Origin of the sequence: Flavobacterium faecale (genome assembly GCF_048320115.1) — a bacterium.
Taxonomy (GTDB): domain Bacteria; phylum Bacteroidota; class Bacteroidia; order Flavobacteriales; family Flavobacteriaceae; genus Flavobacterium; species Flavobacterium faecale_A.
Genome location: NZ_CP182943.1, coordinates 1,917,867 through 1,934,890 on the forward strand (window position 1 = coordinate 1,917,867; position 17,024 = coordinate 1,934,890).

Annotated in this window: 13 protein-coding genes and 1 tRNA gene; 6 read left to right on the forward strand and 8 right to left on the reverse strand. The window is 34.8% G+C overall.

The window, feature by feature from the left end; all coding sequences use genetic code 11:
• Positions 1-17: 17 nt before the first annotated feature.
• On the reverse strand, positions 18-3,860 hold the full coding sequence (gene porU / locus ACNH59_RS08065) for a type IX secretion system sortase PorU (RefSeq protein ID WP_418262039.1): 3,843 nt from the start codon (positions 3,858-3,860) through the stop codon (positions 18-20).
• A 209-nt stretch (positions 3,861-4,069) separates the two neighbouring features.
• Here porU and gldJ point away from each other — a divergent pair, with 209 nt between their 5' ends.
• Positions 4,070-5,737 (forward strand): gliding motility lipoprotein GldJ, encoded by a 1,668-nt coding sequence (gene gldJ / locus ACNH59_RS08070; protein ID WP_418262040.1) that lies wholly within the window; start codon positions 4,070-4,072, stop codon positions 5,735-5,737.
• A gap of 65 nt (positions 5,738-5,802) precedes the next feature.
• Positions 5,803-7,086, forward strand: a complete 1,284-nt coding sequence (locus ACNH59_RS08075) for a UDP-N-acetylmuramoyl-tripeptide--D-alanyl-D-alanine ligase (protein ID WP_418262041.1) — start codon at positions 5,803-5,805, stop codon at positions 7,084-7,086.
• A gap of 90 nt (positions 7,087-7,176) precedes the next feature.
• On the opposite strand, the gene ACNH59_RS08080 is transcribed toward ACNH59_RS08075, so the two are convergent.
• The 7 genes from ACNH59_RS08080 to ACNH59_RS08110 form a co-directional block, all read right to left on the reverse strand.
• The gene (locus tag ACNH59_RS08080) at positions 7,177-8,859 is read right to left on the reverse strand and encodes a glycoside hydrolase family 28 protein (protein WP_418262042.1); all 1,683 of its coding nucleotides are present in this window, start codon (positions 8,857-8,859) and stop codon (positions 7,177-7,179) included.
• A gap of 191 nt (positions 8,860-9,050) precedes the next feature.
• Positions 9,051-9,125: transfer RNA gene (locus tag ACNH59_RS08085), tRNA-Val, on the reverse strand.
• Positions 9,126-9,211: 86 nt separating this feature from the next.
• Positions 9,212-10,432 (reverse strand): bifunctional folylpolyglutamate synthase/dihydrofolate synthase, encoded by a 1,221-nt coding sequence (locus ACNH59_RS08090; RefSeq protein WP_418262043.1) that lies wholly within the window; start codon positions 10,430-10,432, stop codon positions 9,212-9,214.
• Positions 10,433-10,656: 224 nt separating this feature from the next.
• Positions 10,657-11,451, reverse strand: a complete 795-nt coding sequence (locus tag ACNH59_RS08095; RefSeq protein ID WP_418262044.1) for an energy transducer TonB — start codon at positions 11,449-11,451, stop codon at positions 10,657-10,659.
• A 31-nt stretch (positions 11,452-11,482) separates the two neighbouring features.
• On the reverse strand, positions 11,483-11,875 hold the full coding sequence (locus ACNH59_RS08100; protein WP_418262045.1) for an ExbD/TolR family protein: 393 nt from the start codon (positions 11,873-11,875) through the stop codon (positions 11,483-11,485).
• A 2-nt stretch (positions 11,876-11,877) separates the two neighbouring features.
• Positions 11,878-12,582 (reverse strand): MotA/TolQ/ExbB proton channel family protein, encoded by a 705-nt coding sequence (locus tag ACNH59_RS08105; RefSeq protein WP_418262046.1) that lies wholly within the window; start codon positions 12,580-12,582, stop codon positions 11,878-11,880.
• Positions 12,583-12,742: 160 nt separating this feature from the next.
• Positions 12,743-13,810 (reverse strand): anhydro-N-acetylmuramic acid kinase, encoded by a 1,068-nt coding sequence (locus ACNH59_RS08110; protein WP_418264885.1) that lies wholly within the window; start codon positions 13,808-13,810, stop codon positions 12,743-12,745.
• Positions 13,811-13,972: 162 nt separating this feature from the next.
• Here ACNH59_RS08110 and ACNH59_RS08115 point away from each other — a divergent pair, with 162 nt between their 5' ends.
• From ACNH59_RS08115 to ACNH59_RS08130, 4 genes are all read left to right on the forward strand, one after another.
• On the forward strand, positions 13,973-15,112 hold the full coding sequence (locus ACNH59_RS08115; RefSeq protein WP_418262047.1) for an acyl-CoA dehydrogenase family protein: 1,140 nt from the start codon (positions 13,973-13,975) through the stop codon (positions 15,110-15,112).
• A 140-nt stretch (positions 15,113-15,252) separates the two neighbouring features.
• The gene (locus ACNH59_RS08120; RefSeq protein ID WP_418262048.1) at positions 15,253-15,717 is read left to right on the forward strand and encodes a YHS domain-containing (seleno)protein; all 465 of its coding nucleotides are present in this window, start codon (positions 15,253-15,255) and stop codon (positions 15,715-15,717) included.
• A gap of 116 nt (positions 15,718-15,833) precedes the next feature.
• Positions 15,834-16,322: a DinB family protein gene (locus ACNH59_RS08125; protein ID WP_418262049.1), complete on the forward strand. Its 489-nt coding sequence runs from the start codon at positions 15,834-15,836 to the stop codon at positions 16,320-16,322.
• Positions 16,310-17,020, forward strand: a complete 711-nt coding sequence (locus tag ACNH59_RS08130) for an NRDE family protein (protein ID WP_418262050.1) — start codon at positions 16,310-16,312, stop codon at positions 17,018-17,020. Before ACNH59_RS08125 ends, ACNH59_RS08130 begins: the two co-directional genes overlap by 13 nt.
• Positions 17,021-17,024: the final 4 nt, after the last annotated feature.

Consider the following 17,024-nt stretch of genomic DNA (forward strand, 5'->3'; position numbering starts at 1 on the left):
ACAAATATAGTATTTTATTAAAGTATGACAAGTTTTTCGATTTTTTCAGCCTTTTTATTGGATAGATTTGATTTAACTGTAAGTTTGTACACATAGACTCCTTTTCCTATTTTATTTCCAAAATCGTCTTTGCCATCCCAAGTGATTTCTTTTGATAGAAAACCATCTGTTGTTATGATTTGATTTTTTGTCCAAACTACTTTACCTGTCACCGTAAAAACTTGTACTTGTACTTCTAAGGGTTCAAATGGTCTATTATGGGTGAACCAAAATTCGGTATAGTTTACAAATGGATTTGGATAGTTTAATACATTGGTTAAAGTAATGGATTCGTCTCCTACGACAATGAATTGTATTTCAGTTGTCGTGGGGTTGTTGTAAACATCCCAAGCTTTAAATGTAATGGTGTGTAGTCCAGGGGAGATATTTCGCAATGGAAAACGCACGGTTCCTTTGGTGTAGTCATCTAAATTTGTTTGGTAATAATCATTTAATATATAAGGATTGCTCACATCTCCATCTAGTACAGCTGTGATGTCGTGTCCAATACCGCTCGCTGTGTTTATTCCATTTTCATCTTCTAAGAAAGCTAGAAGAAAGGGTGAAGCATTTGTGATACCTCCTGAAACAAATGTTTCATCATTCATATATAACTTAACAATTGGATTAATATTGTCTTCTGGAGCGTTTTCATTTACGCCTCCAATTTTAATATTTGTATCAAGGCCTGTATTGTCTTCAAGAACCTGGCTTTTTTTGGCGTAAAAACTGATTTTTCCGTTATCAATTGGGATTCGAATGTCTCTAGGAACAACAAAACTAAATTCAAATTCACCGTTAGTGACCGTGGCATTTCCTCTAAAAATAGTCTCACCTAATGTGTTGAAATCAATTGAAGGACTGTTGCCATCGTTATTTAATGTTTTTTTAATAATAGTTTTGTCGAAAATTTTGGTAAAAACTTCTCCGTTATAGTTTGTGATTCGAAGGTTGTTTTCATCGGTTATCTCTCCACTTAGCTTTATTTTTGATAATGATTTGAAATTATCGATTGTTTGATTTACAGGAACATCATTTACTTTAGTAAGTCTAATTTGAGGTTTAGGTATTGCAAGCATAATTGCAGGATCTCCAATGTAAAAAACCACATTAGAAGAAGAGTTAGGATTACTGTTTTTTGCTAATCGTAAAGCTTCTGCTATGCTTGGATATTGGTTGGAATCATAACTTAAGAGATATTTAGATAGGATATCGTTGAAGTTTTCAGCCGAGCTTTGAGAAATAGCACGTACGGTAGTCAACATTGAGATAGCACCCCCTTTAGGGTTCCAAAAAGTAAATTCGCCCGCTGTTTGTTTGTAGGGGTTGTCAAATCGAGAAAAATCACATGTTATTGTAATGAAAAGAGGGTATTTGTATTGATTGTTCATGTTTTCTCCATCGGATTTTTCCCAGATTCTTTCTGAAGCAAGACCGTCTTCACCACCATGTCCTAAATAGTTAAAAACAAGTGCCCCTTTTTCAAAAGAGTTGAAAATGTCGGCGCGTGCCTTAATGTACCTGTTTCCACCTGCAGATGTTTCTTGCGTATATGAGTCCAAGAATATTTTTTCAACATTTATAAAGGGTTTTTTTGATGTGATTTCATCACCCAGTCTGTTTTGTTTAAACTGTAGGGTTGCATCTGTTGTCTTATCTGAGTCATCACTTATGAGGACATAATTGTTTCTCCAGCTACCGTATGATTTCTCGTCATGATATTCTAAAACTTTGTTGACCATCTCGTCGGCTTTTTTGGTGTCTGACATAATCATTCTTCCAACGGCGATATCAATTCCACCATACGAATTGGTAATATTACCTTCGTTATTGTCCATGTATCCATAAAAATCATCAGAAGCAAATGATGATTCCCCAACTGTGTTTCCACGTAGTGCGTGATATATTGGGACAATATTGGTGTTGTTAGGGATCCTGTTTTTGTAATCGAATGAAGCGTCACCGAATAAATTAATATATTTAATTCTTTTGTCGTTTGATGAGCTATTTTGATAAATATATTTAATGCAGTTTCTGATTGCAGCTATGTCTTGTTTTCCTGAAGCAAATTCTTGATAGATGGATTCTAATGTTATTACTTTTGTGTTTAAATTCGAATTAGAACGATGAAAGCTAGCTAATTTTTCGGCTTGATTGATCAGGAAATTTGGAGTGATAATTACATAGTCTATATCTTGAAATTGTCCTTGATTGTTTTTGAAAATAGTACCCTTGATGTTTTGATTGGCTATTTTAGAATTATTTTCTTTTAAAGGGGTAAGAAAATCGGAATTATCTAAGGCGATGTATTTTCGTAAGTCTCCTAAATTAGTTTTGAATGCAAAATTTTCTTGTAGAGGGTTTGTGTATTTAGCTACATTGTAGATGTCTGTAATGTCCCATACTTCAGCAATTGATCTTGCATTGGTTAGGGTGTAAGTTGCGATTCCAATATTGGAAGCGGATATGTTTAACTGAAAGTGAAATTGTTTACCGTAACCTTTTAGGAATCTTTTAGATTTAATTTCAATATAGTCTAAATATCCTTTTGATCCTGGTACTCCATTGTTGTTGTAGGTGAGTTTTACTTTAATGTTTTCTGCTCCAGTGAAGGTTGAATTAAACGTATTTGAGATGTATTTAGTACTGCTAGAACTTGTAGGTAATTGAGAAAAAGTTAGTGTTCCTGTTTCTAAATCATTTACGGCTATTTTTAATGAAGTAGGTGTGGATGCAGCAGCGGCAGCAACAATTTTGATGCTTGGAGCTGTCGAAATATCAATGTTCGGAATTGTAAATGGAAATTCCTGAGTGTTTTTTATTTCGAAAGATTCACCAAACCATTGTCTTCCAAGGTTGGCAATATTGAATAAATCAAGCTCGTGAAATTGGGTATCGTCAAAAGTATTTACAGATAAGGTACTTGCTCCAGTAGGTTGTGTTTTTTCAGGAATTCTTTTTCCATCTTCAGCTTGTATGGATAGGTAGTAATAGGATTTGTTGTCGTAGAGATTAATTGAAGTTTGGCTTTCTGTGTTCCATGTGTCGGTACCTTCTCCGTAAAACAATATGAAATCGTCATTATCGAATTTCCCGTCATTTTCACCTATTACTTGTATTGCATTTTCAGCCAAATCAATAGGGTATTCCGTCGCATTTGATAAAGGTAGCATTCTTCCTCCATTGCCATATAGTTTTATTTTTTTTGGATTTATAGTGCTGGTGTTGATTCCGAGTTTTTGTAGGAAGTTTTTGTCTATTTTGTAAATCCCTGATTTTTCAATATAAAAACGATACCAGTCTCCAGTTGCTAATACTGAATTTGTAATTGCTTTGGAGTTTAAACTTTTGTTTGTGAATTTGTTTGAGGTTTTGCTATTGATTTTTTGGTTAATGAGGTAGCTAAACGAAATAATTTTTTTATAACCAAAGTTGTCTTTTATTATAGGGGATAAAGAAAGGAATGATTGAGGGATATCTCTAGAGTATGTTGTTGCTATTTTAGAAGATATATTGCTTGATATGTTTTCGGGATTAAGATCGCCTAATTGCGTTGGTGTTAGGTTTTCATAAATGATATTTGTAACTTGAAAATTATTCTCATCAAATTCAATATTTTCGGGAAGTTTTATAGTTAATAGAATGGTTCTGTTAAAATCATCGTATTGGAAAATGTTATCCGTAAATTGAGGAATGTTTATTTTTGATTGCCCATAATTCATCTCTGTTTTGTCTAGCCAGTTAATGCTTATGTTACCTCTAGTTTGTGCATTTAGCAGAAAAGGAATAAATAGTATTTGCAAAAAAAGTAATTTTCTCATTTTTTATTAAATTGAGATTGGTTTTAACGAATAATAATGGGTAAAAATAAATCATTTAATATGAAAATAAATAATAAATAGTATATTTTTGCGTTTAAATATCGTGATTGCTTGTTGGTTATGGAACAAGAATTATTTTTTTTATTGGTGTTGTAGGTTAATCGTTAATTATTATATTGCATCACTTTAAATTATTACCTTTAAAGAGTATGAAAGTAAATAAAAATACAATCTTGCAATTTATGTTGTCAATGACAATTATTATTGTAAGTTTTTCTAGTTGTAGTAAAAAATCAAGTTCTAGTAGTGCTTCAAGGGCTACTGGCTGGGATGTTAGTGGGAAAAAAGTCGCTAGCAAGAAAGTTCAAACTGCAGGACCAGGTTTGGTGTTTGTAGAAGGGGGAACTTTTACTATGGGAAGGATTCAAGATGACGTAATGCATGATTGGAATAATACCCCAACGCAACAGCATGTCCAATCTTTTTATATGGATGAGACGGAAGTAACTAATTTTATGTACTTAGAGTATCTAGATTGGATGAAAAATGTGTTTCCTCCAACAGAAGAAAATTACAAGCACATATATGCAGGTGCTTCTCCTGACACTTTAGTCTGGAGAAATAGATTGGGTTATAATGAAACTATGACAAATAACTATTTGAGACACCCCGCTTATGCGAATTATCCTGTAGTTGGAGTGAATTGGATTCAAGCTGTTGAATTTAGTAAATGGAGAACCAATCGTGTAAATGAAGCAATCTTAGAGAAAAACGGGTATTTAAAAAAGAACGCAAAGACTGAAGAAGTGGATGCTGAAAGTATTTTTGATACGGAAACTTATATTAACAGCCCTACATCCGCATATGGTGGTAAAAATGATGCTGTAGTTCTAAAAAGGCCACAAGGAAGGCAAACAAAAGGAGCTGAACAAAAGAATGTATATGCGCAACGTACTTCTGGTATTGTGTTGCCTGAATACCGTTTGCCTACAGAAGCTGAGTGGGAGTATGCTGCAGCTGCAGACGTAGGACAAAGAGAATACAATATATACAAAGGTCAGAAGAAATATCCATGGTCAGGCAGTTATACGCGTTCAGGAAAGAGACAGTCCAAAGGAGATCAGTTAGCTAACTTTAAGCAAGGTAACGGTGACTACGGAGGGATAGCAGGATGGTCTGATGATGGTGCTGATATTACAAACGAAGTTAAAAAGTATCCAGCTAATGATTTTGGATTGTATGATATGGCAGGTAACGTAGCCGAATGGGTTGCTGATGTCTACAGGCCTATCATAGATAATGAAGCTAATGACTTCAATTACTTTAGAGGTAATATGTATACTAAAAATAAAATCGGAAAAGACGGTAAAGTAGATATCGTAACAAAAGAAAATATTAAATACGATACCTTGAGTAATGGTAAAATTATTTCTAGAAATTTTCCAGGGCAAATTGTTCAAGTGCCAGTTGATGAGCAAGAAACTTATTTGAGACAGAATTTTGATAAAAGTAATAATGTCAATTACAGAGATGGTGACAAACAGTCCTCCATTTATTATAATTTTGGTTCTTCTGAGTCAAGTTCTGAAAAATCAAAAGACGAGAGGAATATGTATAATTCTCCAAAACATAATGTGACAACTGATAGTCTTGGTAGGATGGTGAGAAGATATGATAAGTCAAGTAAGAGAACAACTTTGATCAATGATGAAGTTAGAGTTTATAAAGGTGGTTCTTGGAGAGATAGGGCGTATTGGTTAGACCCTGCTCAGAGAAGATATTTTCCTCAAGATATGGCTACTGATTATATTGGTTTTAGATGTGCAATGTCTAAAGTAGGTCCTAAAGCTGAAAAAAGAAAAACTCCAAGAAATTAATTTCAAAACATATTATTTTAAAAGCCCTTTGATTAGGGCTTTTATTTTTTTAAACTCTTTTTCAAATGAATATTAGTGCTATTCACAGTTTGTTTTTGCAATGTAGTTCAGTTTCAATAGATACAAGAAAGATCGAGGTTGGTTCGTTATTTATTGCTATTAAAGGAGAGCGATTTGATGCTAATACTTTTGCTCAAGAAGCTTTAGATAAAGGAGCTTCTTATGTTATTATAGATAATGAGGCTTATTTTATTGATGCTAGAACCATCTTAGTGGGAGATAGTTTGAGCGCTTTACAGCAGTTAGCGCAATTCCATAGACAATATTTGGATTTGCCTATTATTGCCCTTACAGGGAGTAATGGTAAAACAACTACCAAGGAACTTATACAGGTTGTTCTGTCTCAGAAGTATAATACAAAAGCGACGGTAGGAAATTTAAATAATCATATTGGCGTTCCTTTGACGCTGCTCTCATTTACTTCTGAAACTGAAATTGGTATTGTTGAAATGGGTGCCAATCATCAAAAGGAAATTGCGTTCTTATGTGAACTGGCAACTCCAAATTATGGTTATATAACCAATTTTGGAAAAGCTCATTTAGAAGGCTTTGGAGGAGTTCAAGGGGTTATTAAAGGAAAAAGTGAAATGTATCAATATTTGCAAAAAAGTGATGGATTGGCTTTTGTAAATTATGATGATCCTATTCAATTTGAAAAGTCAATGGTTCTTCGTCATTATTCTTTTAGTGCAAATAATGCTGATGCAGATATTAAGATTAGTTCGGTTTCTGCTAATCCATTGGTAGAAACGCGATACGATGATATCGTTGTAAAATCGCAATTGATAGGTCTTTATAATGGTAGTAATCTTTGTGCAGCTTTGGCAATAGGGAAATATTTTGAAGTATCTAATTCTTTGATTAAAGAAGCATTAGAAAGTTATGTTCCAGAGAATAATCGCTCTCAACTACTTTCGAAGGGGCGAAATCAAATTATTCTGGATGCGTATAATGCTAATCCAAGTAGTATGTTGGTAGCAATTCAAAATTTTGTGCAACTTGAGGGGCAAAATAAAATAATGATACTTGGGGACATGTTTGAGCTCGGAGAGGAAAGTAATGCAGAGCATAAAGCCATTGTGGAGTCTAGTTTGATTAATAATGATGTTAACTGTGTTTTTGTTGGTAAAGCTTTTTACGATAATAGAATTGAGCAGTCTAATTTTAAGTTTTATGAGAATTTTGATGATTTTGCCAAATCATTTAAAGGTCTTTCATCTGATGATTGTTTGATATTGATTAAGGGTTCTAGAGGTATGGCTTTAGAACGAACACTTGATTTTTTGTAGATTCAAGAAGGAAACCCAAGATAAAAAGCACAAGCCAATTCATTTATTTGAATTGGCTTGTTTGGTTTAATAAATATATTTTTTAATCCGTTACATTTTTACAGCGTTTTCTTGAACAGTTTTATCAATGAACGTTCTTTGGGAAAGATTCGTTTTTTCTGTTGAAATCAGTTCGATATTTTTGCAGGATTCACCTTTAATATTAATGGCTTTTGTAGATGCCGAGTTAAAATCTGTGTTTTTTATGGATATATTTTTACTGTTGTAGATGTCTAATACTGTGCTGTTTTTAATGTCAAGATTGATGTTGTTTAGTTTAAGTCCATTTGCGTCAATTATGGAAAAACCTTTGTCTGCCTTAGCGGTTAATCCTGATATTTCAATATTTTTAAGATTCATTTCGGGGAGTCCTTGTAAAAAAACAGCTTGTTGTGCTCCATTTATATAAATATTTTTAATGGAGATATCTTTAAATTGTGGGGTTTCTTCATTAACTGGAACCATTGCAGTACTGATGGTGTTTCCTCCTTCAGCTAAGGTTTCTGCAATGGATTTGCCTCCATAGTATAAATCGAAAGAAATGGCTTGTGAAGGAATGTCAATCATCCAGATATCGGAGATAAAAATATTTTCGACAATACCGCCTCTTCCACGAGTACTTTTAAATCGAAGACCAACATCGGTCCCGATAAATGTACAATTTGAAACATGCAAGTTTTTTATTCCACCTGACATTTCGCTACCTACTGTAACTCCGCCGTGTCCGTGATATACTACGTTATTCCTAATTATGATATTTTCACAGGGTACACCTCGGTCACGTCCGTCTTTGTCTTTGCCAGATTTTACGCAAATGGCGTCATCTCCTACGTCAAAACTAGAGTTTTCTATCAATACATTTTTACATGATTCTACGTCAAGACCGTCACCGTTTTGAGAGAACCATGGGTTTCGTACAGTTGTGTTTCGGATAATTAAATCTTCAACTAGAAATGGGTGTAAGCACCAAGCTGGTGAATTTTGAAATACAGGTCCGTCAAATAAAACTCTTTTGCTGTTTTGGATGCTTACTAATACGGGTCTTAGGAAATCATGTATAGCTTCAAATTCTTCTTTCGTTTTTAAATCATGTCGTACATTCTGATCGGCATTTTGATTTCCGATGCGATATTGTTCAGAGGGGTACCATACGTCTTTTTTGTCATTGAGAACTCCTCCAGATTCAATAAATTTTTTCCATTGACTGGCTGTTAGTTTTTCTTTTTTTACCAATCTCCAAGCTTCACCTGAGCCGTCCCAAATACCTTTTCCTGTAAACGCTACGTTTTCTAGGTTCTTGCCATAAATAGGGGAGATGCAACGCCAAGTGTTTAGTCCTTCAAAACTTGTTTCAATAATAGGGTATAAACTCTTGTCAGAAGAGAACTTGATTAATGCACCGGCCTGTGCGTGTAGCTCAATGTTGCTTTTTAATATTATTGGCCCTGTTAGCCAAATTCCTGGAGGGATAATTACTTTTCCTCCTCCTTTTTTGGATACGGTCTCAATGGCGTCAGCAAATGCTTGTGTATTTAATTCAAAACCTCCGTTTATTGCGCCAAAATCGGTTATGTTAACGGTATTGTTAGGGATGATGGGTTCTTGTATTTTAGGCATTTTAAATTCAATTGCCTTTGTTTGTAGTTGTTGAGTAATGTTTGAATTGAGTATTTGTTTAGAGCAACCCCAAAGTGTTGTTGCTAAGGTAAGGACGCAAAGCTGTTTTATTTTCATTTTCATCTTTTGGTTAATTTCTTTTAGTTAGTATTTGTGTCGAAATTGTTATTTGAACCAAATAATGTAATCGATTACACAAATGTATTTAATTTAGAAGTTATAATCAAATAAAAAGTGGTTAAATAGTAAAAAAAAGTATGGGAGGAATAAGTGCAAAAAAAAACTTCAACATTTCTGTTGAAGTTTTGTGGGCGATGAGGGGTTCGAACCCCCGACCCCCTCGGTGTAAACGAGGTGCTCTGAACCAGCTGAGCTAATCGCCCTATTTGTTAGGTTGCTGTCATTTTGTGATTGCGAGTGCAAATATAAGACTCTTTTTTGAATTCGCAACTATAAAATTGATTTTTTTTTAAATTATTTCTGCAACTACAAATGTACTGCCTCCTATGTAAATGAAATCGTTGGGTTTTGCATTTTGTTTTGCATTTGTATAAGCTTCTGTTATTGAAGTAAATGTGTTTCCTTTGAGTCCGAATTCGGATGCTTTTTGGTGTAAAATAGCGGTGTCCAAACCTCGCGGATTATTTGGTTTAGAAAAATAATATTGTGCTGATTTTGGTAATAAAGGTAGAATAGCCTCTAGATTCTTATCATTGACCACGCCAAAAACTATATGAAGAGTATCAAAATTTTCTTTTTTAATTTGATTGAACACAATGGTAAGTCCTTCTTTATTGTGTGCGGTGTCGCAAATTGTTTTGGGGCAATCAGCTAATTCCTGCCAACGACCTAGTAATCCTGTGTTTTTAACTGTATTGGCTAGTCCAACGCTACAGTTGTTACTTGTAACACTAACCGCTCCTAAATTGTTTAAAACCGCTATAGTTTGTAAAACCGTTTTTATATTGTGTACTTGATAGTCGCCTAATAAGTCTGAAGGGTAGGTTTCGGATATTATTTCGGAAGCAAAATAGATGTTGCTGTTGTTTTCGATTGCTTTTTGAATAAAGACTGGTTTGGTTTCAGAGGTGTATTCTCCTATTACTACCGGAATATTGGGTTTGATGATACCTGCTTTTTCGGTTGCTATAAGTTCTAAGGTGTTGCCTAAAAATTGTGTGTGGTCTAATCCAATATTAGTGATGACTGAAATTAGAGGCGTGATAATGTTTGTGGCATCAAGGCGTCCACCCATACCGACTTCAATGATGGCAAAATCTACCTTTTGCTGTTTAAAATATTCGAAAGCTAGTCCAACGCTCATTTCAAAAAAACTGATGTCGTGGTTTTCAAAGAAAGGCTTGTTTTTGGCTATGAATTCACAAACAAAATCCTCACTAATTTCTTGACCATTGATTTTGATGCGTTCACGGTAGTCTTTAAGATGCGGTGAGGTGTACAGTCCTACTTTGTAACCTGCTTCTTGTAAGATGGAAGCAATCATATGAGAGGTAGAGCCCTTACCATTGGTTCCAGCAATATGGATGCATTTTAAATGATGATGAGGGTTGCCTAGATGAGCAATAAGTTGCTTGGTGTTTTTTAAATCTTTTTTGTAGGCTGTTGCTCCTTGTGTTTGATACATTGGGAGTTGGTTGAACATCCATTGGGTGGTTTCGTGGTAATTCATTAAATGAGATTTTGAATTCAAAAGTACAATTTCTTTTTTAGTGTCAATTTGAATGGTGTAGGGTTTTGCGTGAGAGATGGAAGTAAAAAGCCCGCAGACAAGTGTCGCGATAGCAGAACTTGTTGAGGACTTGTAACGGACAGCTCGACACCAATACAAAAGGCTAGGCGTTGGCTAGATTAGCCTTTTGTATTGGTGGCACGCCCAAATTATTTTTGAAAATTTTATTCTCCCAGTTTGAAGTTGACAGTGATGAACCCGATTTGAGTTTCGGGAGCATTGCTGTCAGGCTGCCATTTGTATTTTCTAGCAGTTGCTAGGGCGGGTTCAATTAGGCAAGGATTAGTGTTGGTAGTTCCTTTGGTATACTTTGCTGCAATTACATTACCGTTGCGGTTCACTGTGATTTGTACTACTACAGTTCCTGACTCGTTGCATTTTTGTACTTCTTTGCCTCTGGAGCTGATGGTTCTACCGTTAAGTCCCCAGCCACCAGTACCAGCACCCGTTCCCGAGCCGTAGTAAGAATTAGCATAAGGGTCCCCGTTTAGGCTGCCTTTGTCGCCAGCTTGACTATCGTTTCCTTCACCGCCTTTGGCTTTACCATCGGATTTGGGTCCGTTGATAAGGCTAGAGAGTGCGTCGGTCGTGCTCTTGGAAGGTTTTGGGCTTTCTTTAGGTTTTGGTTTTACTTCCTCTTCAGAGATTTGTTTGGTGGGTTGTGTTTTTTTGACTGTTTTCATCACCACAGCTTCTTCTACATCTTGCGAAAGGACCTCTTCGTTATTGGAAGCACTTTGTTTGGCTGTTGTAGGCTGCGGTGCTGACTGAATGGTTTCGGTAGGTTGGATTTTACCGCTGCCAAATTCGGTTGTGCCAAAGTTAATGGCAATTCCGTTTTCAGGTGGTGGATCAAGTGAAGTCAAACCCAAATAAAAGAATAAAATAAAAAGTATCACAAAAATAGTAGTTGTGATAGCAAATGATTTTTTTTCTTCCTCTGTTTCTAAATATTTCATGTAAAAATGAATCTTATGGAGTGAAAAGCGGTTATTTTGGTCTTACCGCTAAAACAACTTTAATTTGATTTCGATTGGCAATATCCAATACGTTTACTGCTTTTTCTATTGGGACTCCTTCTTCGGCTCTTAGGATGATGGCTTTAGAATTGTCCGCAGTGAATAGTCCGAGTAATTTGCTCTCTAATTCTAATTCTTGTACAGGTTCTTTGTCAATGAAAAATTCTAACTTTTTATTGATGCTTACTGCGATGTTTTTATTGCTATCTGTTTTTCCTTTTGCTTTAGGAAGTACTAAATCCAATGCATTAGTGGTTACCATTGTGGAGGTAAGCATGAAGAAAATTAATAACAAGAATACAATATCTGTCATGGATGACATATTGAATTCGGCACTTACTTTATTTCGTCCTCTTATATTCATAATTAAGCTGGGTCATTTAATAAGTCCAAGAAATCAACGGCATTAGCTTCCATTTGGTGTACAATTTTATCCGTTTTTACTACAAGATGATTGTAACCAATATAAGCAATCAGACCAACAACTAGCCCCACAACAGTGGTTGTCATAGCGGTGTAAATCCCTTCGGATAAAGCGCCTACTTCAATTTGTCCGCCAGAAGTAGCCATTTTGTGAAACGCTTGAATCATTCCGACGACCGTTCCCAAGAAGCCTGTCATAGGTCCCGCTCCAGAGATGGTTGCTAAGATGCTTATGTTTTTTTCCAATTTGTAAATTTCCAATTTCCCTGCGTTTTCAATAGCTGTGTTGATATCGTCAAGTGGTTTTCCGATTCTAGAGATTCCTTTTTCAATCAAACGTGCTACAGGTGATTTGGTGTGAGCACAAGCCATTTTTGCATTATCAATGCGTCCGTTACGAATGTTGTCTCTAATTTGTCCCATGAAACTAGTATCCATTTTGGAAGCTTCATTGATGGCCATCAATCTTTCAAAGTAAAGATATAATGCTACAAAAAACATTAGAAAAAGTGCTGTCATGATTATTTGGCCAGCAAGTCCACCGCTGGATAATAATTCAATAATTGATAAGGTTTTTTCTACTGGAATCGCTTCGGCTACATTTTCATTTGCAACAGCTAAAGTGTCTGCTTGTAACAATAAACTCATATTATTTTTTCTTTTTTATTGAAACGCTAAGATATTATAAAAATTGTAAGTTGAAGATGAAATGCGAAAACAAATCCGAGGCTTTATTTTTATAATCTGTTATTATAGTTTCTAATTTATGAATCGGTTTTTTAAATTTAAATTTTACAAAACGCTATTCTCAGTTCACATAAACTATGCCAGAACTATGATTTTCTGAAGCTCCTGTGACACTACTCAAAACATTTATTTCATTTCGTAATTTTAGGACACCTAATAGCGCGAAAATTAAAGCTTCCTTGTATTCTAAAATTTGTTTTTCAGGAATGATTATCTGCATTTCAGCTAAGTAAAATTGGATTCTTTCTACTAAATATTGGTTGTATGCGCCTCCTCCTGTGGCCAGAAGTGTTCCTTTTTTTGTAGGCAAAGCCAAGGCAGTTTGGGTTGCCACATGTTCAACAAAAGTAGCGAGTTTGTCTTTTATAGAAATTTCATAACTTTCCATGATAGGTAGTACTTCCTCTTTTACAAATTCAAATCCTAGTGATTTTGGATGTTTTTGTCGGTAGAAATTCAAAGCGTTCAGTTCTTTCAATAAAGCTTCATTAATTTCTCCAGAACGTGCGATCTTTCCGCTATCGTCATAATCTAGGCCCATTTTATTGGCATAAAAGTTCAAAATAGTGTTGACTGGTGAAATGTCAAAGGCAATACGTTTTTCCTTTTCTTCAAAAGAGACATTCGAAAATCCACCCAAATTCATGCAGTAATTGTAGTTTGAAAATAGAAGTTTGTCGCCAATAGGAACCAAAGGTGCACCTTGACCTCCTAATTTTACATCCTGAACCCTGAAATCACAGACAACCATTTGTTGCAACAGGCGAGCTAATTCAGGTAGGTTTCCAATTTGTAGAGTAAAACCATCCTGGGGCTGGTGTAAGATGGTATGTCCATGAGAGCAAATAGCATCTAAATTCTTGATTTGGTGTTTCTGGATGAAATCATTTATGATAGAGGATAGCAGTAAAGTATAATCACGGTTTAATTCTTTCAATTGGTCATGTGAAAAAGTAACAGCATTTTTTAAAATAGAAAGCCATGAACCATTATAGCTGATCGTTTCACTTCTTAAGATTTCAAAATTCCATTGGCTGTTTTGGATGGTAAACTGTATTTGTGCTATGTCTACTCCGTCAAGTGAAGTGCCAGACATAATGCCTAGTACGTGATAGTTATCTTTTTTTATCATACTTACAAGTGGTTTTTTTAGAAAATTAAAATATTATGCATGCATAATTGTTTAAGTTAAATAAATAGGTTAATTTTCTGTCGGGTAAAAATAATAATTCTATTTGGGTTTTTGGGATTTTACTTAAAAACCATCATTTCAACTATTAATTATACATATATGGATTTCAATTTATCAGAAGAACAGTTGATGATTCAACAAGCAGCCAGAGATTTTGCTCAAACCGAATTGCTGCCGGGAGTTATTGAGAGAGACGAACATTCGAAATTTCCAACAGCACAAGTCAAGAAATTGGCCGAACTGGGTTTTTTAGGAATGGTTGTGGCTCCAGAATATGGTGGGGCAGGATTAGACAATTTGTCCTATGTGTTGGCTTTGGTTGAATTGGCAAAAGTGGACGCTTCTGCAGCAGTTATAATGTCTGTCAATAATTCTTTGGTTTGTGCTGGAATGGAAAAATATTGCAATGAGGAGCAAAAACAAAAGTATTTAGTGCCATTGGCAAAAGGGGAAGTTTTGGGGGCTTTTTGTTTGTCTGAACCGGAAGCGGGATCAGATGCTACTTCGCAGAAAACAACCGCTATTGATAAAGGTGATTATTATTTGTTGAACGGTACCAAAAACTGGATTACTAACGGTTCAACTGCTTCTACTTATTTGGTCATGGCTCAAACAGATGTTGAAAAAGGACACAAAGGAATCAATGCTTTTATTGTTGAAAAAGGTTGGGCAGGTTTTGATATTGGTCCAAAAGAAAAGAAAATGGGGATTAGAGGTTCCGATACCCATTCGCTTTTATTTAATGATGTTAAAGTTCCTAAAGAAAATAGGATAGGTTCAGATGGTTTTGGATTTCAGTTTGCTATGGAGGTTTTGAATGGAGGTCGTATTGGTATTGCGGCACAAGCATTAGGAATTGCGACTGGTGCTTATGAATTAGCTTTAAAATATTCGCAGGAGCGAAAAGCTTTTGGGAAAGAAATCTTCAAACATCAAGCGATTGCTTTTAAATTAACCGATATGGCGACTCAAATTATGGCAGCCAAAATGCTATGTTACAAAGCAGCAACCGAAAAAGATGCTGGGCAAGATATTACCCAATCTGGTGCGATGGCCAAATTATTTGCTTCCCAAACCGCTATGGACACAACGATTGAAGCGGTTCAAATTCATGGTGGGAATGGATATGTATCCGAATATCATGTAGAGCGAATGATGCGCGACGCTAAAATTACTCAGATTTATGAAGGGACTTCTGAGATTCAAAAAATTGTGATTTCGAGAACACTAATTGCATAAGAATGAAAAGAATTGGATTCTAACTAAAGACAGTTTTTCGAATAGGAAGATTTTTTATTTGGATTAATAGAAAACTAAGGATGATTTTTTTACGTAAGTAAGAATATGCGAAATGATAATTTCTAACTAAAATAAATGTAATGAAAAACCTCTTCCTACTGTATTCACTGATTTTGATTGGCAGTTTTTCATTTGCACAAAATGAATCGAATAGAAAGGCAACTTTTAATATTGAGGAATCTGTTGGGATTCAAGGTTATGACCCAGTGGCTTATTTTGTCCAATCGAAAGCAGTAAAAGGGAAAAGCGAATTTAGCGTCAATTATGAGGGAGTGAAATATTATTTTTCATCTGCTGAGAATAAGGAAATGTTCTTAAAAAAACCATCAAAGTACGAACCAGCATACGGCGGTTGGTGTGCTTATGCGATGGGAGAAACTGGAGAAAAAGTATCTGTAAATCCAAAAACTTTCAAAATTGTAAATGGCAATTTGTATTTGTTTTATAATGTATTTTTTAATAATACTTTAAAAGATTGGAATAAGAACGAAACTCAATTAAAGTTTAAAGCCGATAAAAATTGGAAGAAAATTGCGCAACATTAAAACTTAGAACGATAATGCGTTTAACTAGGATTTTTTTCTTGAAAACTGTCAGTTTTTTGCTTTTGGAAAGACTATATAGATTCATTAGAATAAATATTTAATAAACAAACCTCAATATGCTTGTACAATCTGTAAAAAATAGTTTAGTAGAATTAGTTGATTTGTTGCTCGAATTGTCAAATGAAGAATATACAAAAACTTGTGCTACATTAAGTAATTCCAGTATTGGAGAACATACCAGACATATTATTGAGATGTTTCAATGTTTGCAAAATAACTATGAATCTGGGAAAGTGAATTATGATCAAAGAGCCCGAGATTATAAAATACAAACAGATACTAATTGTGCTATTGGGAAAATTAATCAGATTATTCAAAATGTAGACAAAACGGATAAAGTAATGCATTTGCAGCAAGTAATTGATGGATCGGAGCTTTCAATTGAAACCAATTACAATCGTGAATTATTGTATAATCTAGAGCATTGTATTCATCATCAAGCTTTGATTAAAGTAGGAGTCATTCAGAATTGTACCATTCAATTGAATGAAAATTTTGGAGTAGCTAGATCAACAATTGAATATAGAAAACAATGTGCACAGTAAGTTTTGTAAAAACAGGAGATAAAGTGATTGTAACTTCCAATCGTGATGAAAGTGTAATCCGATTGAATGCTTTACCTCCTAAGCAATATATCCTCAATGAAAAAATGGTTGTTTATCCTAAGGACCCAAAAGGAGGTGGTACTTGGTATGTAGTGGATGAAAAGGGAACTATTTTGGTTTTATTGAATGGAGCAGACGAAAAACACCATCATCAACCACCATATCGAAAGAGTAGAGGGGTGATAGTATTAGAAATTATAGGAAGCAGTTCGCCAATTGAATTTTGGAACCAAATAGACTTAGAAAACATCGAACCTTTTACTTTGGTTTTGTACCAAGAAGAAAAGCTTTATCAATTGCGTTGGGACGAAACAAACAAGGAAACACTATTTTTAGATACCAATAAAAAACACATTTGGGCTTCATCAACCCTGTATCCATTGGAAGTAAGAACAAAGAGATCCGAATTATTTCATGTTTTTTTAGATAAAAAAGAAGTAATTTCTGAAGACGAATTGTACCAATTTCACCGTTACACAGATTCAGATAATCTGGAAAATGGATTAGTGATTAATCGCAATGAGGTTTTGAAGACTTTGAGTATTACTCAAACAATACTGCAGGAAAATATATTGACCTTGAAACATTATGATTTGATTCAGGAACAAGAGTCTCAAATTTCATTTGAAACGAAATAAACAA